General features: G+C 36.4%; 20 protein-coding genes and 2 pseudogenes. 8 read left to right on the top strand and 14 right to left on the bottom strand.

What is annotated here, in order from left to right; all coding sequences use genetic code 11:
- Positions 1-17: 17 nt before the first annotated feature.
- From MY533_RS06375 to MY533_RS06345, 7 genes are all read right to left on the bottom strand, one after another.
- Positions 18-752, bottom strand: a complete 735-nt coding sequence (locus MY533_RS06375; RefSeq protein WP_248718433.1) for a hypothetical protein — start codon at positions 750-752, stop codon at positions 18-20.
- 320 nt (positions 753-1,072) lie between these two features.
- Positions 1,073-1,864: a GNAT family N-acetyltransferase gene (locus MY533_RS06370; RefSeq protein ID WP_132359323.1), complete on the bottom strand. Its 792-nt coding sequence runs from the start codon at positions 1,862-1,864 to the stop codon at positions 1,073-1,075.
- Complete coding sequence (abc-f, locus tag MY533_RS06365; RefSeq protein WP_248718432.1) at positions 1,857-3,656, bottom strand: ribosomal protection-like ABC-F family protein; 1,800 nt, start codon at positions 3,654-3,656, stop codon at positions 1,857-1,859. Before abc-f ends, MY533_RS06370 begins: the two co-directional genes overlap by 8 nt.
- A 103-nt stretch (positions 3,657-3,759) precedes the next feature.
- Positions 3,760-3,900 carry an RAxF-45 family protein gene (locus tag MY533_RS06360; RefSeq protein ID WP_166672191.1) on the bottom strand — a complete coding sequence of 47 codons (141 nt, stop codon included), beginning with the start codon at positions 3,898-3,900 and terminating at the stop codon, positions 3,760-3,762.
- A 270-nt stretch (positions 3,901-4,170) separates the two neighbouring features.
- On the bottom strand, positions 4,171-4,650 hold the full coding sequence (locus MY533_RS06355; RefSeq protein ID WP_248718431.1) for a YjdJ family protein: 480 nt from the start codon (positions 4,648-4,650) through the stop codon (positions 4,171-4,173).
- 77 nt (positions 4,651-4,727) lie between these two features.
- Complete coding sequence (locus MY533_RS06350; protein WP_248718430.1) at positions 4,728-4,898, bottom strand: hypothetical protein; 171 nt, start codon at positions 4,896-4,898, stop codon at positions 4,728-4,730.
- 301 nt (positions 4,899-5,199) lie between these two features.
- Positions 5,200-6,228: an AbrB family transcriptional regulator gene (locus MY533_RS06345; RefSeq protein WP_248718429.1), complete on the bottom strand. Its 1,029-nt coding sequence runs from the start codon at positions 6,226-6,228 to the stop codon at positions 5,200-5,202.
- A 191-nt stretch (positions 6,229-6,419) separates the two neighbouring features.
- Here MY533_RS06345 and MY533_RS06340 point away from each other — a divergent pair, with 191 nt between their 5' ends.
- From MY533_RS06340 to MY533_RS06325, 4 genes are all read left to right on the top strand, one after another.
- Positions 6,420-6,869 (top strand): LytTR family DNA-binding domain-containing protein, encoded by a 450-nt coding sequence (locus MY533_RS06340; protein ID WP_248718428.1) that lies wholly within the window; start codon positions 6,420-6,422, stop codon positions 6,867-6,869.
- 1 nt (position 6,870) lies between these two features.
- A complete protein-coding gene (locus tag MY533_RS06335; RefSeq protein ID WP_248718427.1) occupies positions 6,871-7,278 on the top strand; it encodes a DUF3021 domain-containing protein in 408 nt (135 codons plus the stop codon).
- Between the two features lie 354 nt (positions 7,279-7,632).
- Positions 7,633-8,388 (top strand): DUF2087 domain-containing protein, encoded by a 756-nt coding sequence (locus MY533_RS06330; RefSeq protein ID WP_248718426.1) that lies wholly within the window; start codon positions 7,633-7,635, stop codon positions 8,386-8,388.
- A 16-nt stretch (positions 8,389-8,404) separates the two neighbouring features.
- Positions 8,405-8,740, top strand: a complete 336-nt coding sequence (locus MY533_RS06325; RefSeq protein ID WP_248718425.1) for a GIY-YIG nuclease family protein — start codon at positions 8,405-8,407, stop codon at positions 8,738-8,740.
- A gap of 286 nt (positions 8,741-9,026) precedes the next feature.
- Here the strand turns inward: MY533_RS06325 and MY533_RS06320 are convergent.
- The 3 genes and pseudogenes from MY533_RS06320 to MY533_RS06310 all read right to left on the bottom strand — a co-directional run bounded on the left by MY533_RS06320 (position 9,027) and on the right by MY533_RS06310 (position 11,818).
- Positions 9,027-9,386 (bottom strand): annotated as a pseudogene (locus MY533_RS06320) (MmcQ/YjbR family DNA-binding protein).
- Between the two features lie 170 nt (positions 9,387-9,556).
- Positions 9,557-10,372, bottom strand: coding sequence for a YitT family protein (locus tag MY533_RS06315; protein ID WP_248718424.1), 816 nt, complete (start codon positions 10,370-10,372; stop codon positions 9,557-9,559).
- Positions 10,373-10,492: 120 nt separating this feature from the next.
- Positions 10,493-11,818, bottom strand: a complete 1,326-nt coding sequence (locus MY533_RS06310; protein ID WP_305884028.1) for a M48 family metallopeptidase — start codon at positions 11,816-11,818, stop codon at positions 10,493-10,495.
- A gap of 372 nt (positions 11,819-12,190) precedes the next feature.
- Between MY533_RS06310 and MY533_RS06305 the strand changes: the two are divergent.
- The 3 genes and pseudogenes from MY533_RS06305 to MY533_RS06295 all read left to right on the top strand — a co-directional run.
- A pseudogene (locus tag MY533_RS06305) lies at positions 12,191-12,505 on the top strand (PTS transporter subunit IIC); the annotation flags it as partial.
- A gap of 332 nt (positions 12,506-12,837) precedes the next feature.
- Positions 12,838-13,812, top strand: a complete 975-nt coding sequence (locus MY533_RS06300) for a BMP family lipoprotein (RefSeq protein WP_371873337.1) — start codon at positions 12,838-12,840, stop codon at positions 13,810-13,812.
- Positions 13,809-15,470, top strand: coding sequence for a methyl-accepting chemotaxis protein (locus MY533_RS06295; protein ID WP_248718422.1), 1,662 nt, complete (start codon positions 13,809-13,811; stop codon positions 15,468-15,470). Before MY533_RS06300 ends, MY533_RS06295 begins: the two co-directional genes overlap by 4 nt.
- A gap of 304 nt (positions 15,471-15,774) precedes the next feature.
- Here the strand turns inward: MY533_RS06295 and menC are convergent, their stop codons facing one another.
- Genes menC through MY533_RS06280 form a run of 3 tightly spaced genes read right to left on the bottom strand, consistent with a single transcriptional unit; the run spans position 15,775 to position 17,797 of the window.
- Positions 15,775-16,884, bottom strand: coding sequence for an o-succinylbenzoate synthase (gene menC, locus MY533_RS06290; RefSeq protein WP_248718421.1), 1,110 nt, complete (start codon positions 16,882-16,884; stop codon positions 15,775-15,777).
- A gap of 3 nt (positions 16,885-16,887) precedes the next feature.
- Positions 16,888-17,166, bottom strand: coding sequence for an oligopeptide/dipeptide ABC transporter ATP-binding protein (locus MY533_RS06285; RefSeq protein WP_371873306.1), 279 nt, complete (start codon positions 17,164-17,166; stop codon positions 16,888-16,890).
- A gap of 58 nt (positions 17,167-17,224) precedes the next feature.
- Positions 17,225-17,797: a helix-turn-helix domain-containing protein gene (locus MY533_RS06280; RefSeq protein WP_248718420.1), complete on the bottom strand. Its 573-nt coding sequence runs from the start codon at positions 17,795-17,797 to the stop codon at positions 17,225-17,227.
- An 84-nt stretch (positions 17,798-17,881) separates the two neighbouring features.
- Here MY533_RS06280 and MY533_RS06275 point away from each other — a divergent pair, with 84 nt between their 5' ends.
- Complete coding sequence (locus MY533_RS06275; protein WP_248718419.1) at positions 17,882-18,847, top strand: DMT family transporter; 966 nt, start codon at positions 17,882-17,884, stop codon at positions 18,845-18,847.
- Positions 18,848-19,130: 283 nt separating this feature from the next.
- Here the strand turns inward: MY533_RS06275 and MY533_RS06270 are convergent, their stop codons facing one another.
- Positions 19,131-19,571, bottom strand: coding sequence for a GNAT family N-acetyltransferase (locus MY533_RS06270; RefSeq protein WP_248718418.1), 441 nt, complete (start codon positions 19,569-19,571; stop codon positions 19,131-19,133).
- Between the last annotated feature and the right edge of the window lie 598 nt (positions 19,572-20,169).

Here is a 20,169-nt window from a genome sequence, read left to right as displayed (position 1 = left end):
ACCACATTACATAGCCTTTAAGATTCTAGTACATTTAAAATAGCATCAAGATCATTGACAGCAATATCTAGGCGTTCCTTCGCCTCGATATTTTGCTGTTTTAATTGACTAAACTCTAGTAAATTTTTCTCATGCTTTAACTTGATAGCAGACAAGCGTTCAATGCGCGATTCTACCTTTTCTATTGCTTGCTCGCAAACTGCTGTCCATATCTTTTCTGACTGCTGCATTTCATTCGTTGACGGGTTGTGATGACGCATAATTCGTGCATATACTGCTTCAATTTGTTCAATTAGTTCTGAATAAAAATGACGCTCAACACGAGTTGTTTGGAATGTTGGGTGCTCTACCTCTTTTGCATATGGGGTAATTTGACGAAGCAGCTTTCCAGCATTTTCTCCGAAACCATGCGATAAATTCAGTACATTCATTAACTGTAAAAGCAAACGAATTTCTTCTAGATTAATAAGCTGTGAATCGATGCTTTCCTTTAGCTTTAAGGATTCCATATAACGTCGATCAAAGTGCTCAATTTCACCATTGCGTTGTTCTACTAAATGATCACCTGCATTGTCTTTTAAGCTTTTAATATAGCGAATTGCATGGCTTTTTAGCTCTTCCATCGATAGCAAGTTGTCATTGTCTTGTTGTGGCTTTCCTCGTTGAACATACGCAAATGCATCCATTTTTTTGGGCCATTGTGCTGCTGGGGTTTCTTCTGAGACATTATAGCGTATATAAATTCCGTGCATTCCATATCCTCCAAGTCCATTAAACAAGTATCTTTAAAGAGAGTAAATCGAATTCGCCATTTTTTCAAGTAAAAAACTTTTAAAGATTGAAAATCCTTCTTTCGAAACATCAATTCTAATATCCCGAGTAGTCGATACTGTTCTGGATCACTCTATTTATCAAATAGAAGGTCTTCCCCCTTTACCTCTGACAAGCTTTGTTTTACACAATTTGAACATATTCTACGACTAAAATTCTCAAAATTAAACCCCCAAAAGCACCATTCCTATGGCGTTTGCTGTCCTACAGGAGTATGGCAAAATTTTTTCGTTCATCCTAATTAAGTCTCTTGTCGTATTTGCTTAATGCTTTTACCCTCAGTAAAGGCATGAATTGATTTTATTGTGCCTACTGATTTGAAGTTTGCCCTGTCATAGACCTTGGCGACCTGTTCATTGATAGGCAAAATCCAGAGATATTCTAATCCTTTCTTTACCGACTCTTGCTGAATATGTTGCAGAATATATCCAATCAATCCTCGTCCTCGATGGCTTTCAAGTGTTGCTACACTCTCAACTCTCCCTTGATTTCCTGAGACGAAAATATTGGCAGTACAGCAAGCTGTGCCATCTAATCTTAATAAATAATACGTAAAATACGGAGAATAATAGGTTTCCTCAAAAGCTTTTTTGATTAATGCAGGCTCCCCAAATGTAGAAATGCTCATTTCTACGGCTAACGCTTCCTCCATATTTGCATCTATTACCCGCTCAATCTGTATGGCTGGATTATGTGATAATTGCGAGTATTCACCATTCCAACACTGTACATCATCAGTAAAACTTTCATATTGAAAGCCATGATTCTCTAATGCTTCTATACATGACTGATTTTCCTCCACATTGTATAAATACAATCTTGGGGTGAGAGCTTTTGCTTGATAAAAATCCTTGATTTTCTTTAAAAACATATCTGGTTCGACAATCTTCTTCCATATGTGTGCATGATTGGCGTCATAATATGTTGGCATTTCATTATTGTAAAATAATACTCCTTCATGACATGTTTCCATCTCACTAAAACTTTTAATATAATCAATATCTAACTGCATGATATGCTCTATTTTATGCATCTTTTGTTCCTCCCTCAATCCATTTTTCAAATAAATCCTCTAGCTGCTGTTCAAGCTTTTGACGTTGCTCCTTCGCAAGTGTCGGCTCCTTTAATCTCCTTTCAAGCTTTTCAATTTGTTCTTCCATTGCGAGCTCTTTTTTTACAGCATAGGGTTTTTCAGACACTTCTTTTTTAACTGGTTCTTTTACTATTTCTGAGCGTTTTTGTCTTGCCCATTCATAATCCCCTTCAAATACTTGAATGTTTTCATGCTCAATCCATGCAACTTTTGTAAAAATCTTTTGTAAAAAATAACGGTCATGTGAGACGCCAATTATGGTTCCTTCAAAGGACTCCAGTGTATCCTCCAATACCTCTCTCGCTTCAATGTCTAAATGGTTAGTTGGTTCATCCAGCATCAATAAATTAATATCCTCATGCATTAACTGTGCTAGACGTAAGCGCATCTTTTCACCGCCACTTAAATCCTTCACTTTTTTAAAAACGTCATAGCCATAAAATAAAAACTGAGCCAGAATATGACGTGCCTCAGCCTCTGACACAGAGACACTCTCACGAAAGGCATCTATTAAGCGAATGGCCGGATTTTTATGCTCAAATTGCTGTGATAGGTAGCCAATTTTAACACTGCTGCCGACATGACAAGTACCTTTATTAGGTTCAACTTCACCTAACATCATTTTTAATAATGTTGATTTCCCACTGCCATTACCACCAACAATCGCCAGACGCTCTCCGAAGTAAACCGCTAAATTACTTTCCTTAAATAATGGTTTCTCAAATGCATGGCTAATACCCTTCATTTGTACAACCTCTTTACCACTACGCTCAGCCATCGTTAATGCTAAATTCATTTTCTTTTTCGTTAGGGGCTTCTTCACACGCTCTATACGGGCTAGTGCTTTCTCCATACTTTTAGCACGACGATGCAAGCCAGCATTTGGCGGGTTTGCTTCATTTGCCCATTGCTTTAAGCGCTTTATTGTTTCCTGCATTTTTTTTATTTTCTTTTGCTGTTCTTCGTAATGAGCAAATTGCTGTTCAAGCTTCGTTTCCTTTTGTTCGACAAATGCATCGTAATTACCAATGTACGTAAATGCCTCTCCGTCTTCAATTTCAATTATTTTTTGAGCCATTTGATTCATAAAGTGGCGATCATGTGATACTGCAATAACAATTCCTGCAAAATTTCGGACATAATTTTCTAACCATTCGATTGCCTGCATGTCTAAATGATTGGTCGGTTCATCTAATAGTAAAATAGAAGGATTACTTAAAAGGATTTGCCCTAGCATTACCTTCGTTTTCTCCCCACCACTTAAGCTACTAAACGGTTGCTCAAGCAATGGTGTTATACCTAAACCATTTGCAATCATCGCTAATTGCGCATCAATTTCATAGCCACCCTGCAGCATAAACTGTTCCTGCACATGACCGTATTGCTGGAGTACCTTATCTGTTACAGCTAACTGCATTTCCTGCTCAAGCTTTGTCATTTTAGCCTTTAATGCATAAATTTCTGCAAATGCTTCCTCCAGCACTTCCTTTACTGAGAACAAAGGATATTGTGGAATTTGATGTAAATAACCAATCGTCGCTTCCTTGCTTTTTATAATTCGTCCCTTATCTGGCATATCCAAACCGGCAAGTAACTGTAATAGAGTCGTTTTCCCACTGCCATTCACACCAATAATGGCGACATGCTCCCCTTTATTTACTTCTAATTGAAGTCCTTCAAATAAAACATTTCCACCAATAATTTTTTGTATTTGTTCAGCCTTAATTTGCATCGTTTTTTCCTCCAATGAAACGTGCGAAAAACATCTAAATACACAAAAAAGACTGCTCGATTAACAAGCAGTCTTTTCCTCATTAGTTTGTGAAAAAGAATGGTTAATTCGCTACGTTTGATATTTGATTTTGCTTAAAAATGGACAGACCTATCCCGTTGTTCGCAAAATCGAAAGTAATAACACGTGCAAAATACATAGCTGTATCCACCTTTACACATGTTTTCGTAGCGTTTTTATTCATTCCTTTTCACCTCCGTTCAATATAGTTAAATTTATATTACCATAATTCGGGTAATTTTGAAAAGACCAAATTACATTCTTTCACATTTTTTCTACAAGTCACCTTACCTTGGAGTTTATTTCTGTTCCGAGCTAGGCCCCTTCCTGGGGGCGTCAATGTTTTTCAAAATTCCCACCCATGCCCCAATCCAAGATGCTAATTAAAGAAGTGCGAACTCCTGTATAAATACCTTTGTACTAGAGCTCGCACTTTTACGTTACTAATCAATTATTATGGTTTTAATAATTTTAACATGTATTTTTTTCTGTACCATAAACTTATCGCCATACTTACAAAAATGAATGCACCGACAGCCGTAATCCAAAAGAAAACGTTTCCTCCAACAGTTGATGAATTAAAAAATGTACCGCTAATAACAATAAATAAACAACTTATAATCCCTGATAAAATAATGGCTAACTGATGATTTAGTTGAAAAATGAAAAATATAAGTACCGTACAAATGTAAAGAACACTTACTATCATAATAGCCGGGAAAAATGGTTGAAATTTAGCCGCATAGACAAAGTAATCAAGCTGGCTAATATCCTGGCCATTGTTTATCTCAATATCAAATATCTGAGAAACTGGGGTTGAATACTTCCATTCCAGCGGATTATCTATAATACCACTTCCCTCATACCAAGAAATAGCTGTTGACATCAATAAAGTCAAGAAACCAAGAATTAGTTGTATCACATATTTAAACAATGTACTTCTCCCTTCACCCTTTGAAGTTAAAGACGTTACAATAGGTTCTTAGTTTCACAAATAATGGATTATATGGATTAAATAGGTACTTTGAAATTTCCCCAATTTGATTTTCCTAAACCCTTAACAATCTTTACTGCACGATAAACGCGCTTCACTTTTCCGATGGGATGCCACTGCCTTTTTTGTTTTTCCCTGCTTACTTTATATCCATCGTAGGCCGCAAAACCTGCGTTGATAACGGCCATACCCTTTTTCTTCTGAGTCTGTTTTTGTTATTAGATTATCATCCCCATATGTGTTGTAACTGGGTCATCTTCCTAGATCGGGGTCACGATAGATGAAGCGTGCTGTTGCTAGATCGTAGTAACGAGCTTGTAAATAGTATAGCTTTGTTTCGGCATCTTAGACATAGCCTGCGTAGCGAATAGATTGCTCTTTTAGACGACTTTCGACTTGTTCAATAAGTTCCCCCATGGGTCATAATCGTATGTGGCAACTCTTGCATCATTTTGTCAACTTAGAACCTTTGTTTTTCACAACAGGCCCCTAGATCTTCACTTTTTTCACAAACATCTTAACAAACGGTACGAGGAAAACGGACACGACCAGTACGCGGAATAGCTGAAATGCGGTGACGATTGTGACCTTTGCATGTACGGAAGCTGCGATTATCCCCATTTGATCAAGCCCGCCTGGTACGATGCTTAAAAAGCCTGTACGAAAATCAAGGCTGTATAAACTCTGCATGACAAATGTTAAGCCGTAAGCTGCGCCAACAAAGATACATGCCGATATAAAAGCGTAAAATACATGCTTCTTCGATAAATGTAGATCGTCTTTTTTCAATAAAAGTCCAATGTAAATGCCAAGCATCAGCTGCGCGATATGAAGTAGTGACAACGGCAATTTGGGTATATCAATCCCTGCTATATGGATGCCCATCAAAAGAAACACGGGACCAAGCATATAGCCTGTCGGAATTTTTGCCTTTTGTGCTAGCCAGCCCGCTACGCCACACACAGCAAGCAGAGCTATTAGGCTCCATGTATACGCTCCGTTGACAACTATGCTAGTTCCCCCAGAGTCTGACACTATTAATGGCACAAAGCCGACAATTAAAAGAACCCGTAATATTTGGAAGAACGTAATTACGACCATATCCATATCCCCTTGCTCCTCGGCAAAGGCAACAACTTGTGACATGCCACCAGGGACGCAGCATGTTAACGCGGTCGCAAAATCTAAATCCGCACGTTTTGCAACTAAATAACTAACACAAAAAAACAATACAATAAATAATACATTTAAAACAATCATACTTCCTAAAAATTGCTTAATATCCTGCACCGCTTCTGGTGTAAACGCAAAACCTATGGAATATCCCGCAACGATTAAACCAAAATTCCGAAAATATTTATGCCATTTCAATTGTACTTTCGTCGATAACTGAACAATTAGCACCGCCGCAATTGCTCCAAGTAACCAGGGCATTGGAATATGTAATAAATTAAATGAAACCGCACCTGCTAAACCGACACATAATGTAATTAACATATGTTTGTCAAAAATAAACATTGAAGCAACCCCCTCTTCTATTTTTCTACTTCATTGCTTTTTCGCAATGTAATATAGCGTTAAAATTGAACCTGTTATTTATAAAATTTAACCTCTTATCCAGATTTTCTCCAATCCAAAATTTTCTATGCTACATTATTATTACCTAATTCAGTGATTCCCCGTTGTGGAGATATGTAAAGGAGGCCCCAATGAAAATTCACTTAACAATCAACAGTACATTAGAAGAAACCGAGGTTCATATACATGCAAAGGAATACAACGAGCAAATTGAACGACTGATGAAGCAACTACAAACTTCACAAACAACAATGTTAGATGGCTACTTTCAGCAGGAAATTCATATGCTAAAAATTTCAGATATTTACTCTATTTACGCAGAGGGTGCAAAAGTATTTTTGCAGACAGAGGAACAGGAATTTGAAACGAAGCGTAAATTATATGAGCTAGAGGCACAATTAGCGAAAGACTTTGCCAGAGTCAGTAAATCGACACTCGTCAACATTAACAAAATTGCCTCTATTCAAATGGGTAAAATCGGTACAACAGAACTGATTTTAGAAAACGATGTGTCCGTCCATGTTAGCCGCAAATATTTAAAAGAACTAAAACAACACTTAGGTATTGGGAGGGACTCATAATATGAAAAAATTTATACGTATGATGACAATCGGTCTGCTTATATCACTAAGCTCTTCCTACTCCTTAGTAACATTCAGTGTCCTATCTAATAACACTGTGATATCAGGGCCGGAATTACTTGAACAAATTATCGTCGCCGCCATACTTGGAGTTGTAATAGGTCTACTGTCCGCCATCTATGATATTGAACGTTTACCTTTTATTGCTCAGTTTATTCTACATGTAATTGCGGTTACGATATGTGTCATGATTGCAGGCTATTTCGGACGTTGGTTTGAACATTCAAGCATACTATATATTTTTGTAAGTGAAGCTATTATTTTCTTTATCGCTTGGTGCATTATTTATGTACTTCAAAAAAGTGATATTGCAAAAATCAATCAAGAAATTCAAAAAAGAAAGGAATAAACAATATGACCAACTTTACTATTACGCAATGCCTTTATGGAGAGCTCAATTTCCAATGTTTTCAAAGGTTCGCCCGCTTCACAGCTAGAAGAATACAAAAAAGTATATGGTATTGTCTATGACCTTCACGGAATATACTAAGTACCTCAACAAGCATCACCATTATTATCGTCACAATTATTGTGCTAGCTATCTTATCTATCATTATTTTTAAAAAGAAGAATAAATAAACACTTTCGCACATCGTTTATAAAAACGATGTGTTTTTCATTGATTTTATTTAAACAATTTGTTATTTTAATAATATATAAGCAAACAAAATAAATAATTGTTTGTTTTACAGGAGGATTCCAAATGGATGTAAATGAATTATTTTGGCAAGCTTCGATCCATGACATAAAAAAAGGCTACCATGATGAAGCAACACACTTCACTTGTTTGCTTTGCGGGGAAAAGATTGAAAAGGGTATTATTTATCCACATGAAGGCGTTCTCTACGAGGCGGAAAAATTTATGCAACATCATATTACTGCTGCACATCAATCCGTATTTCATTATTTAAATGGACTTAATAAAAAAATGACAGGACTAACTGATCATCAAAGTCATATTTTACGCTTATTTTATGAAGGAAAAACCGATCAAGACATTAAAGAAGAATTGGAGATTGGTAGTGCAGCCACAATACGTCATCATCGCTTTACCCTTAAAGAAAAGGAACGACAAGCAAAAACCTTTCTTGCAATGATGGAACTATTAAAAGAACAGAATGAAAAGGAAGACAGCTTTGTACCTATTCACAAAACGGCTACGATGGTCGACGATCGCTATAATATTACGATTTCTGAAGAACAACAATTACTCGAAAAGTACTTTCCAAACGGTATTGGCAAAGAGCTTGTCCGCTTCCCAAAACGTGAAAAACATAAAATTGTCATACTTCGTGCAATCACAAAGCTTTTCGATGTAACAAAACAGTATTCAGAAAAAGAATTAAACGCAATAATTCAACCAATATATGAGGACTATGTACAAATACGTCGCTATTTAATCGAATACGGCTTCATGGATCGACAAGAGGATGGTAGTGCTTACTGGATAAAAAAATAAGAAGGCAGGGTTTCCAATGGACCATAAAAAAGAATTAAAGGAAATGTATAAAGAAATAAAAATCGAAGCTGGTGTTTTCACGATGACCAATCAACAAAATGTGTTTGTTGGCAGCTTAAATAATTTAAAACGCTTAAACGGCTTTCAATTTATGTTAAAAACGAATACACATACTAATAAAGAACTACAAGCGGATTTTAACACATTCGGCCATGATGCTTTTGATATTGAAGTTGTAGAATATTTGAAGAAAAAAGAACAAGGCTATTTCGATCCAAAAAAAGAGCTAGAAAAGCTGGAACAAAAATGGCTCGACAAACTTCAGCCATTTGGTGAACGTGGATATAATTAAATAACAAAAAAAGAATCTGTTTTCTACGAGACTAAGCTTGAGAAACTTGCAGATTCTTTTTTGATTTCATATATTGTGTATCGCACGGGGGATTCGCTCCTTCCAAGGAAAATTCCTTTTCACTGGTAAAGTAAATATCAGTTGGATCTGATCAGTTCTTTGGCTGATCCGAGCACTTTTCACTTGCACCCGATTAGTTTAGGAGTGATGTTCTTTGCATCTGAGTATTTATTCGTCGGCCTGCCCTCACTTCTTTGCGTGCGGGGATCCTACTTGCTCTCTCACTTCATTTCTGAATTTCCTGCTGAGCTTTTTTTGTAAGCTTTCCGAAAACTAGCTCATACGAATGGTTAATTAAATTTTCAACTAAATCAATAGGTACGTCATCTACATCCATATAGATTGAATTTCAATGTGTTTTATTCATGTAATAACCTGGAATAATACCTTCATAGGCTTCTCTTAACTCTTCAGCTCGATTAGGTTCACATTTTAAAGTAAGTACGGGTCTTCCGGTACTATCTCCACCCATCATGCCATACATTTTACCCCCAATATGATAACGATCCGCCTGCCATTCTTCTTTGTAATCATGCGTTGTTCCACGAAGTTTTAGGCAATATTCATGAATTGTTTCTTTGTTCATTATTTAACCCCATTTCGTTTTAAAATAAAGAAACACACGTTCGATTATTTTCATTATAATCTATAACGTGTGTAGAGGAAATCATTATTTTATTTTAGTTTCTAGTAAATTTTGTTCGAGCAAATCTTCGGTCACGATTTAATTTTTAAAGTGTTATGACAGGACACTTTTTATTTTATGCCTCTATCAAACACACCGATGACCTCGGTAGTTTGTAATATATTGACAAAAGCTTTGGCATCTGCATTTTTGATTAAACGTTTAACATCGGCAAGCTGATAGCGTGTAATGACGGTAATTAAAACTTTGCGCCCTTCGCCTGAATAAGCACCTTTCGCATCCATAATCGTTACACCTCTATGGAGCTTTTCCAGTAGCTGCTGTTTTACTTCCTCGCCCTTACTCGTAATAATCATTAGTGTCAATTTAATATGGCTCGTATGAATGGTATCGACAACTTTCCCTGTTGCATAAATTGAAACGAGTGTCAGTAATGCCGCATCCCAGCTAAAGACGAACCCGGAGATAGCTACAACGATACCATTCATCGCAGAGATTAATGTACCGAGTGGAAAATCTCGTTTACGACTTAGCAGCATCGCTATAATATCAAAACCACCAGAAGAACCTGCCGCACGGAAAATCAAGCCCAACCCTAAGCCCACAATAACACCACCAAATAATGACGCAAGAATTGGATCTTGTGTAGCTTTATAAACCGGAATAATATACAAGCTTATCGACAAGACAACTACAGAAAGAATGGTATAGCCAATAAACCGTTTCCCTAGCTTCAAGACACCTATAATTAGCAAAGGTAAATTCAATAATAAATTTAAAACCCCTGTATTCAAGGGTGTAATAATACCAAGCATGATTGCAATCCCACTTAATCCCCCACTTAAAATCTCATGTGGAATTAACAGAAGATTGTAGGCAAGGGCGACTAATATCGATGAAAGTGTAATAATGACAATATTTCGCATAATGAATCCCCTATCATAACGAACGAGTTTTGTACTACTTTCCATTAGAATACCCAATTTATTCGTTCAAAAAACCTTGAGTAGGGCACTATTGCAGTTAAAACAACGACATTTGTTTCTTTATTTCTTCTGCTGTTCTTTTTTCTGCTCCTCTTTTATCGGTACTTCTTTTAACGGCTCTTCTTTATTCTCTTCAGCCTTCTCCGCTACCTTATAAATACGTTCAAGCATAGGCGGATGTGTATAACGGAACCACTTTACGAGTAACTGTGGATTTACCTCACTTAAACCAGATATCGTTAGCTTCTGGAATGCAGTAATTGCGGACTCTCGATCGCCCGTTAGTGAAATGGCATATTGATCAGCTCTCATTTCCTGATACCTTGAAACATAATTCGACAGAGGGCTCGAAGCAAATAATAAAACAGATGTTAGGAGTAAGAACAATGGATAAGAGCTTATATCCCCGATTTTTTTAATTTTTAATACCTGCCCGTAACGTCCAATGAACCATCTCAAACATTTCGCTGTCAGCCATAAGCCTAGCAATGTCAACAGAAGATACCCAGCTATACCAAAATAAATATGCTTCTCAACGTAATGTCCCATTTCATGTGCCATGATAAATAATATTTCATTATCCGTTAAACGATTTAAGGTTGTATCCCATAGCACAATTCTTGAATTGCTGCCAATACCCGTTACATAGGCATTTAAAGCATTTGTTTTTTCTGCCATGTTGACTTCATAGACGTGCTCTGCTGGTATATTAGCCTGTGCAGCTATAGACAAAATTTTCTCTTCTAGCTCCTTATTTTTTAACGGATAAAAATCATTATATAAAGGATCGATGACTACAGGTTGTATGAACATCACGAATATTGTAAATGGAATCGTTAGAAACCACGCATATAGCCACCATCTTCTGGCACTTTTTTTGATGAGCCAGTATAGGACCGATACAATAATTAGACTCATGCCAAAATTAACCCAAAAATCAATAATGCCGTCTCGCATCCATGAAGAAAAACCTTGTGTACTAATTCCGTAAGTTTTGCTTAAATTGTAACGATAATAATCGAGTGGGAATAGTACAACATATAGTAAAAATGATAATAAGAACAAGTAGCTTGCATTTTGTAACAGCTTCCATTTTGTTTGTGACGTCGCCACCTTTTCAAAGTAACGTGATACGCCCATAGTTAAAATCATGAAATAAATTAACCATTCCAAAGGTGTAGCAACAAAGAATAGGAAGTTCCGTATTTTAGAATATTCACCGCTTAAGTATAGTTCTTTTTCGGACATAAACATCACTGGATCTGCAGCTGTCCCTTGCATCGCACGGGGTATTGTACCACCACCGCTGTGGAATATATACCAATACATACACAGCACATAAACACCGAATAAAAGTAGCGCGACAATTCCCATTTTTTTCGCTATGTCATTTCCTCCCTTGCTCAACACTAAGTTCGTCCTATAGTAAGTGTAAGCTAAAATGAAAAAGTTAGAACAATTTTTTCTTTGTTTTTATTTACCTTCTGTCCTTCTTTACACCAACAAGAAATATTTAAATGCGTAATGAGTCCTGCAAAAGGTTAGATCTCACAGCTTGTTCGTTATCCAATATGGACGTTAGTTATTAATCATTACTTAAAATAGAAAAATTTAACTTAATTATCCTCCATCTAGTCTAAACAGCCAAATGAATTTAATTGAAAAAAATCAATTTATATTTTTTCCAAATAAAAAATAAATTCTTTCTTATAACATAATTCCATAATCGACAATAATAACATGAAATGGGGCTATTTATTCTTTATGAAGGGAGTAGCAGGTTTAGTGTCAATGTTTATACTCCCTCTCATAGGGCTAAAAGTAATTGTACCTGGGCTAGTGCCACATTTTTTCACGGGTGCTACTGCAGGAGTATTTGGAAATGCAACTGGTGGTAGACGCGGTGCTATCGCAGGAGCATTTGCCAACGGATTAATGATTAGCTTTATCCCTGCGCTTCTACTGATCTTTATGGGTGATATTGGCTATGAAGGAACTACATTTGGTGATTCAGACTTCGGTATTGTAGGGATCATACTAATAAATATAGTAAAGTTATTTGGTGCAGTTTAATTCATTCGTATGTCTCGCAAACTCTTTGATGTTTGCGAGGCTTTTTATTTGCTAAGAAAAGGGGTTGTTTTTCAAAATATACAAAAATTTCACATTAATCCCCGACCTTTTTCACTATATAAATAGAGAAAATCCATTACAAAACAAACTAAATACTCAGTGAATAGAAAATATCGAGAATGATTTAAACCCATTTTCCTGTAGTAAATTGTAAATAATCTGATAGTATTTAATGGTAAAACAAAAAATCATCGTCTGACCTCTGACTTAGAATAACTTATTGCCGATATAAATAATACATACAATTGGAGGTATTCATATTGAAAAAATACATGATGGGCTTTTGCTTAATAGCTTTGTTATTAGCAGGCTGTTCCATTACTCAGCAGGAAAAAGCGCAAGATGACTATAAAATTGGTATCTTACTTTCGGATGCAGGGCTTGGTGATGAATCGTTTAATGACTCAGCTTTTAAAGGGCTTGAGAAAGCACGCGATGAGCTAGGTATTTTGTTTGATTATAAAGAGGCGCCAGATGGCAATTACGAGCAGAAGCTCGAGGAACTTATCGCAGAAAAGTATAACGTCATTATTGGTCTTGGCTTCTCTGTACAGGAAGCTTTAGAAAAGACTGCGAAGAAATATCCTGATCAGCAATTTATCCTTATAGATGGTCAATCAGATGTTGCCAACATTACTTCAATCACTTTTAAAGAGCAGGAAGGAAGCTTTTTACTTGGAATGGTTGCCGCAATGACGAGTAAAACTGGAAAATTAGGATTTATTGGTGGTGCAAATGTCCCGGTTATCCATCATTTTGAAAACGGCTTTATTGAGGGTGCTCGGTATTTTAATCCAAAAATCGAAATTGTTAGTGAGTACGCTGGCACATTTGATGATACCGAGGCAGGTGCCGCAATCGCAGAACGTTACATTAAGAACGGCGTAGATTTTATTTATCATGCAGCTGGATTCACAGGCTTTGGTGCCATAAAGAAAGCCGAAGATATGGGCATATATGCGGCCGGAGTTGATATTGATCAATTTTACATTGCAGAAAAAACTGTCGTAACATCCATGTTAAAAAACGTCGACCAAGCTGTTTTTAAAATGGCTAAAACATTAGATGATAAAGGGAAAATTTCCGAAAAATCGTTGTCATTCGGTTTAGCTGATAATGGCGTGGGCCTAGCGGATATACGTGTTATTAAACTTACACCCGAGCAACAGGCTGCTATTAAAAAAGCACAAGAGGATATTATTTCGGGTAAAATAAAAGTTACTGCAGAAAAGGGGAACAGCCAGTGACACTACGAAAAAAATTATTCATGAACATACTTATTCCCATTGTCCTCGCAATGGCTATGATTGGTTTTATAATCATTCAAACATTTGATATACAAACAACTGCACAAGATGATACAGAACTATTGCTGGCAGTGAAAGAACTTGAACAAAGTCTAGTTTTAGCGAGCCAATCATTAAATAACTACACTTTTTTAGATAGTGAGGCCAATAAAAATGAAGCTCTTTCAACTTTACAAGAAACGCAAGTAAATTTAGAAAAACTCTCAACTATTGCAAAAATAGCTGAGCATAAGGCCATCATCAAAAAAATCGAGGGTAAATACGACGAATTAGAAAAAGCTTCAGAGGCAGGATTTCTTGCTCACAATCGTCCTGAGATAAAAAAACAATCTCTCAGAATATCCGGTATTTTGAACGATATGTATCTACTGAAAAAAGAAACAAATGAATGGTATAAAGAAACGAATGATTTGGCAGCAGAAAAAATTTCTTTTATTACTACATCAACAATAATAGGTAGTATCCTTCTACTTATTGCTACTATTATTTTTTCGTATGCCGCAACGAAAAAAATTACAAATCCGATTAACCGAGTCGTGGATTGTGCACAATTGGTGGCTGCAGGGAATTTAACAATTGACACCTCTTCCCTTCCCTATAAGAAAGGTAGTCGCAATGAAGTTGATCAACTGACTGAGAACTTTTCCAAAATGATTGTTAGCTTAAAAAGCACCGTACAATCCATTGATCATGTAGGTAAAAATGTTGGTCTATTTACTAAAGATGTCACAAGCTATATTGAAACCGTTAACGAAGGCAGTAAACAAATTGCTACATCAACGGACGAATTGGCAAAGGGAAGCCTCACTATTTCAGAAGATATCCAGTCAACGGCTATCCTGATGAATACGATGGCGGATCAATTTACTACTGTCCAAGAGACAAGTGAACAATCAGCAGTAAACGGTAATAAAGCACTTACTGCTGTTCAAAATGGTCGTAGCTCACTAGAGAAGCAATCCTCTATTGCAAAGGATATTTCATCCACTTCGATTAATATTAAAGAGGCTGTTACTCAATTCTCTCAATTCACAACAGAAATTGAAGGTGCGGCTAATGCAGTTCACGCGATTGCTGATCAAACAAATCTCTTAGCATTAAATGCTGCAATTGAAGCGGCACGTGCTGGCGAAGCCGGAAAAGGATTCGCCATTGTAGCGCAGGAAGTGAAAAAACTATCCCATGAAACAGAAAAGGCCACTACTTTCATCTCTTCGATGGTGACACAAATACAAGATGGCATTACACGCATTCTTTCTACAGCAGAGCATGGACATCAGCTTTCAAAGGAACAATTACAATCGATGACCGATACAGAAAAGTCTTTTGAGGTAATTGCAACTCATGTATTAGATATTAATGATCAATTAAAGCACCTAACGCAGGATATGGAGAAAACAAGCGAAATGAGCCAGCACATGAACAATGCCATTGAAAACATTTCAGCTATTACGGAAGAAACCGCAGCAGGAACAGAAGAAATATCCGCTTCTACTCAAGAACAGTTAGGATCATTCAAAAAAATTAGTGAGAAGGTTTCAGAACTTCAAGAAATGACAAATACATTGTCTGTAGAACTAAAAAAATTCACATTATAAATTTCGTATTATTTTCGTCTATTACTTCAGAGTAATAGGTGCGTTTAATGAAAAGACGCTAATATCTGCTACACGGTATTCACGCTTTCTCGCTAAAGAGCGTCAAGCCACATACAATAAAATGAGCAATTGTAGCAAGAACTTTTACACATAAATAACCTTCACAATTTTTGAATTGTAGTAAAGTTATATCCGATGGAGCTCTAAAGCCTCCATCTTTAGAGTGAACTGCACCCCAATTGTTAGACACAATCTAACAATTACAGGTGCAGTTTTTGTATGGCTAAATTTAGAGAAGCCTTCATTATGCTTCGTAAATATATTTCTCTATTGTGTATTTTTCAAGTTTGTCTTGCGCAACATTATAACCAATACCTGGTAGATCAGAAACTTGGATATGTCCTTGGTCATCCATGACAATCTCTGGCTCAATAATGTCCTCATGCCAATAGCGAGAAGACGGTGCTGTATCACCAGGTATTGTAAAGTTTGACAGTGTTGTAATGGCAATATTATGAGCACGACCAATCCCTGATTCTAGCATACCTCCACACCATACAGGGATCTGATGCTGCTGACATAAATCATGAATCTTTTTAGCCTCAGATAAGCCTCCAACACGACCTACCTTTATATTAATTACTTTGCAGCTACCTAGTTCAATTGCACGTCTAGCATCATCGTATGAATGTATACTTTCATCTAAGCAAATCGGTGTATTGAGTTCTCTTTGTAAATTTCGATGATCGACAATATCATCATGCTCAAGTGGTTGCTCAATCATCATTAAATTTAATTTATCCATCTCTTTAAATAATGGTAGATCTTCTAACGAGTAGGCAGAATTGGCATCTGCCATTAAAGGAATATCACCAAAACGATCACGGATTGCACGTAGTACTTCGATATCTTTTCCAGGCTTAATTTTAATTTTAATTTTTTTGAACCCTTGTTTTAAATAACCTTCAATGCTCTCTAGCAATACATTCGTATCCTCTTCAATGCCTAGGCTAATGCCAACTGTAATTTCCTTTTTTTCTCCTCCAAGTGCTTGTGCTAAAGGTATGCCCTGCTCTTTTGCATATAAATCCCAAATGGCTGCTTCCACCGCAGATTTTGCCATATTATTGCGTCGCACACGAGCAAATTTCTCATTTACTTCATTAGGGTGGTTGAATTCCTGATTAATAACAAGTGGTATTAAAAATTCATCAATAATAGAGAATGCCGTTGAAGCCGTTTCTTCTCCATAATAAGGATAAGCGCTAACAACACATTCTCCATAACCAACATGCTTCTCACCATACGCTTCAATAATTAAGAAAATACGTTCTTGCTGCTTCATAAAACTTGTTTCAAAGGGTGATTTCATGGTCATCTTCATTTTGCGAACTATAATTTTTTCAATTTTCATTTCTCAAAACTCCCCTACTTGTAATAAATGACAGGCCGTTTTATGGGCAGGTGAATGTTCGACTAATTCTGGCTCCACCGTCCGGCATTTTTCCATTACAAAAGGGCATCTCGTCTGGAAAACACAGCCTGTTGGTGGATTCAATGGAGAAGGGATTTCACCTTGCAGCTTAATCTTTTCACGTCTTATTCGCGGATTGGGTACAGGAATTGCTGATAAAAGTGCTTTTGTATAAGGATGCATTGGGTTGCTAAAAATTTCATCTGTCGTTGTTTCTTCCACTAGCTTTCCTAAATACATTACGCCAATTCGATTGGAAATATGGCGTACAACACTTATTTCAAGATAAATATTTCATTGTTAAATGGAGCACTGCAACTTCATTCCCCTTGTTTTCATAGCTATGCTTTCTATTTGCTTCAAATTGAATCGAATCAAACTCGTTTAATGCATATATTTCTTGTCCAACTTGAATCGAAATTTCCCCTTTCATTACTGTTACATATTCAATTGCTCCTTCATGATGAGGTTCTGCCTCATATACGCTATTCGGTTGCAAACAAGCACGATGCATTTCCAATCCTGTCTCTTTTTTGTAACGAAATATAGTCTCTAATCGCCACATTTGATTTTCTTCAATAATGAATCCTTGTCCGCAGCGTGCGACATTTACTATATCTTCTATCACCATAAGCCGTGATAACGGAATGGATAATCCTTTTGTAATCTTCCAAATGACGCCTAATGTAGGATTCGTTTCTCCTCTCTCAATTTTCCCTAACGTTAATTTACTAACACCTGTTTTTTTCGCTAACTCTTCTAAACTTAATTTCTGTTCATTCCTTATTTGTCGTAACAATTGACCAACTTGCAAAATGACTTCTTTTGTTTGTATATCCTCTTGTTCTTTCATATGAACCCCACTTTCGGTATATTATAATTTACTTTTTATATAAATAATTATATTATAGTATATATTCAGAAAGGAGCGAACGAAATGCGTGCTATCTTATTAGGTATTTTATCATCTGCGTTTTTTTCAGCTACATTTATTATAAATCGAGTTATGAACGTTTCAGGAACAAGCTGGGCTTGGACTGCTTCCTTCCGATTTTTATTCGCTTTACCCATTTTATTCTTTATCGTCCTATTTCGCAAAAACCTTCGTCCACTATGGGTAGAAATGCGTAAACACCCTTTGGCATGGCTTGGCTATGGCACAATAGCCGGGGTTGGATTTTATTCATTATTAAGCTATGCTGCTGTATTTAGTCCTGCATGGCTCGTAGCAGGTACATGGCAAATAACCATTTTAGCTGGTTTGTTATTATCCCCGTTATTCTTTATTACATTGGAGACGAAATCCGGAGTTAAACAAGTTCGCGGTAAAATCCCAATGCGAAGCTTACTCGTTTCCTTATTTATTTTAACGGGTGTCATTTGTATGCAATTAACGGAAGCTGGAAATATTACTATTTCTCAATTTTTATCTGGCTTCCTCCCTGTAGTTATCGCTGCATTCTTATATCCTTTCGGTAATCGAAAAATGATGGAAGTCGTTGCTGGTCGCTTAGATACATTTCAACGCGTGCTAGGCATGGCAATTGGCAGCCTTCCTGTCAGTATACTATTAGCGATTTATGGTTGGACAACAACTGGCATTCCAACATCTGGGCAAATTACGCAAGGTTTCTTATTAGCATTATGTTCGGGTGTTATCGCCACAATGACATTTTTCTTCGCTACTGACTTAGCGAAAAATAACCTGTCTTTGTTAGGGGCAGTAGAGGCAACACAAGCTGGAACAATGATATTTACTGTTGTTGGTGAAATCCTTTTTTTAAACGGTTCTTGGCCAGTTGGAGTATCTCTAATCGGTATGATTATTATTATGATTGGAATGATAGCTAACAGTATTTTAAATCGGTCAGTTCCTGTATCAAAGCAAAAGAAAATTGTATAGTTTAAGAGCGTGTTTTGAACCGAAAACGGATTAAAACACGCTAATTTGAATTATTTCTTTATAACTATGTTAATAGAAGCTTTAGAATCTATTATTAACACAAGATAAGAAAAACAAAATTAGCGTAAACAAGCTGTTCAATGTCCTCCTCTCGCAACCTTTTCAATCTATCCTTGAAGGGGAAAGTGGAAATGCTATAAAAAGGGATGCTCTTAAAGCCCTTTGTAGACTTTAAGAACATCCCACGTAAACATTAGTAATATTTATTATTTATTTAGACATTCTAATAAAAACTATATTTTGCTAGCATTTCTCCCCAAGGTGCCATTCCTGACTCTTTAAAACCCATACTGGCGTATAGTTTTCTTGCTTGCTCATTGTCTGGATGATACCCGAGTAAGATGACATCAGTGCGATCATCCCTACTCCGAATGTCTTCAATTATTAATTTCATAGCGCCCTTGCCATGTCCACGCCCTTGAAATTGCTCATCAATCATAAACCTATATATCCAATAGTTTCCATCATCTGAATCGATCCCGTACATGGCAAAACCGATAAGTATTTCTCCACAATAGATTGCCTTGATCTTCATTTGTGGTAAAAATTTACTTTCTGCAATTGAATACAAATTCGAGGCAATAAACTCTTCCTGTTCTTGCTTTGGCTTCAGTTGAATACAAGCTTCCCAATTACTTTGATCAATTGATCTTAAACTAAGCAAACTTCCGATTCCTCCTCTAGTGGTAGAGAAATCCATAATCTCGAACTCTCTACTAAATAAGTGTTCTCCTACTGATTAAACAACTTGTTATTTTTTTATACATACTACATCACTCCTCATCAGATGGTAGTCATCGTAAATTGTACAATTATATAGAAATATTGCTCTCTATTTGTACTCTTATTTATTTCTGCATACAGGGAAAAAATACCTTCTTCATTTCTCTAATCACAATGCGGATGACGATGTAAACAAACGTGTTATCAAAAAGGTAAAACTACATCCGGGAATTTTCCTAAGCAATTGCTACTCGCTACGGAACTGTTCCACACGAAGGGGATTTTGCGATCTTACGTGATACTACACGTACAGCAGCAACTACTCTAATCGAGCAATGAAAGTTGGCTAGACAAAGCGGCTAGTCTTGAAAGCACTGCCGATTTCATTATCCAAGGAATGGAAGACTATTTCGCTAAATAAATTCAAATTAAAAAACCTAGGTAGATATGATTTTATTAAAAGTCAAGAGTTAAAATAATTTGCTTGTAACATCAGTATTCTTTATGAAATGTGCAACATTATAACGAGTTATTTTTAA

Origin of the sequence: Lysinibacillus sp. Ag94, assembly GCF_023242215.1 — a bacterium.
Classification (GTDB): Bacteria; Bacillota; Bacilli; order Bacillales_A; family Planococcaceae; genus Lysinibacillus.
The sequence above is the reverse complement of the archived record's forward strand: the minus strand, read 5'-3'. Positions and strand labels throughout refer to the sequence as shown.

Coding starts and splice junctions, on each gene's coding strand:
- MY533_RS06345 (WP_248718429.1), bottom strand. CDS start 6,228: ATGTTTATTTTTGACAAACATATGTTAATTACATTATGTGTCGGTTTA.
- MY533_RS06340 (WP_248718428.1), top strand. CDS start 6,420: ATGAAAATTCACTTAACAATCAACAGTACATTAGAAGAAACCGAGGTT.
- MY533_RS06315 (WP_248718424.1), bottom strand. CDS start 10,372: ATGCGAAATATTGTCATTATTACACTTTCATCGATATTAGTCGCCCTT.
- menC (WP_248718421.1), bottom strand. CDS start 16,884: ATGAAAATTGAAAAAATTATAGTTCGCAAAATGAAGATGACCATGAAA.
- MY533_RS06370 (WP_132359323.1), bottom strand. CDS start 1,864: ATGCATAAAATAGAGCATATCATGCAGTTAGATATTGATTATATTAAA.
- MY533_RS06275 (WP_248718419.1), top strand. CDS start 17,882: ATGCGTGCTATCTTATTAGGTATTTTATCATCTGCGTTTTTTTCAGCT.
- MY533_RS06330 (WP_248718426.1), top strand. CDS start 7,633: ATGGATGTAAATGAATTATTTTGGCAAGCTTCGATCCATGACATAAAA.
- abc-f (WP_248718432.1), bottom strand. CDS start 3,656: ATGCAAATTAAGGCTGAACAAATACAAAAAATTATTGGTGGAAATGTT.
- MY533_RS06280 (WP_248718420.1), bottom strand. CDS start 17,797: ATGAAAGAACAAGAGGATATACAAACAAAAGAAGTCATTTTGCAAGTT.
- MY533_RS06360 (WP_166672191.1), bottom strand. CDS start 3,900: ATGAATAAAAACGCTACGAAAACATGTGTAAAGGTGGATACAGCTATG.
- MY533_RS06300 (WP_371873337.1), top strand. CDS start 12,838: ATGATGGGCTTTTGCTTAATAGCTTTGTTATTAGCAGGCTGTTCCATT.
- MY533_RS06350 (WP_248718430.1), bottom strand. CDS start 4,898: ATGGCCGTTATCAACGCAGGTTTTGCGGCCTACGATGGATATAAAGTA.
- MY533_RS06325 (WP_248718425.1), top strand. CDS start 8,405: ATGGACCATAAAAAAGAATTAAAGGAAATGTATAAAGAAATAAAAATC.
- MY533_RS06335 (WP_248718427.1), top strand. CDS start 6,871: ATGAAAAAATTTATACGTATGATGACAATCGGTCTGCTTATATCACTA.
- MY533_RS06375 (WP_248718433.1), bottom strand. CDS start 752: ATGCACGGAATTTATATACGCTATAATGTCTCAGAAGAAACCCCAGCA.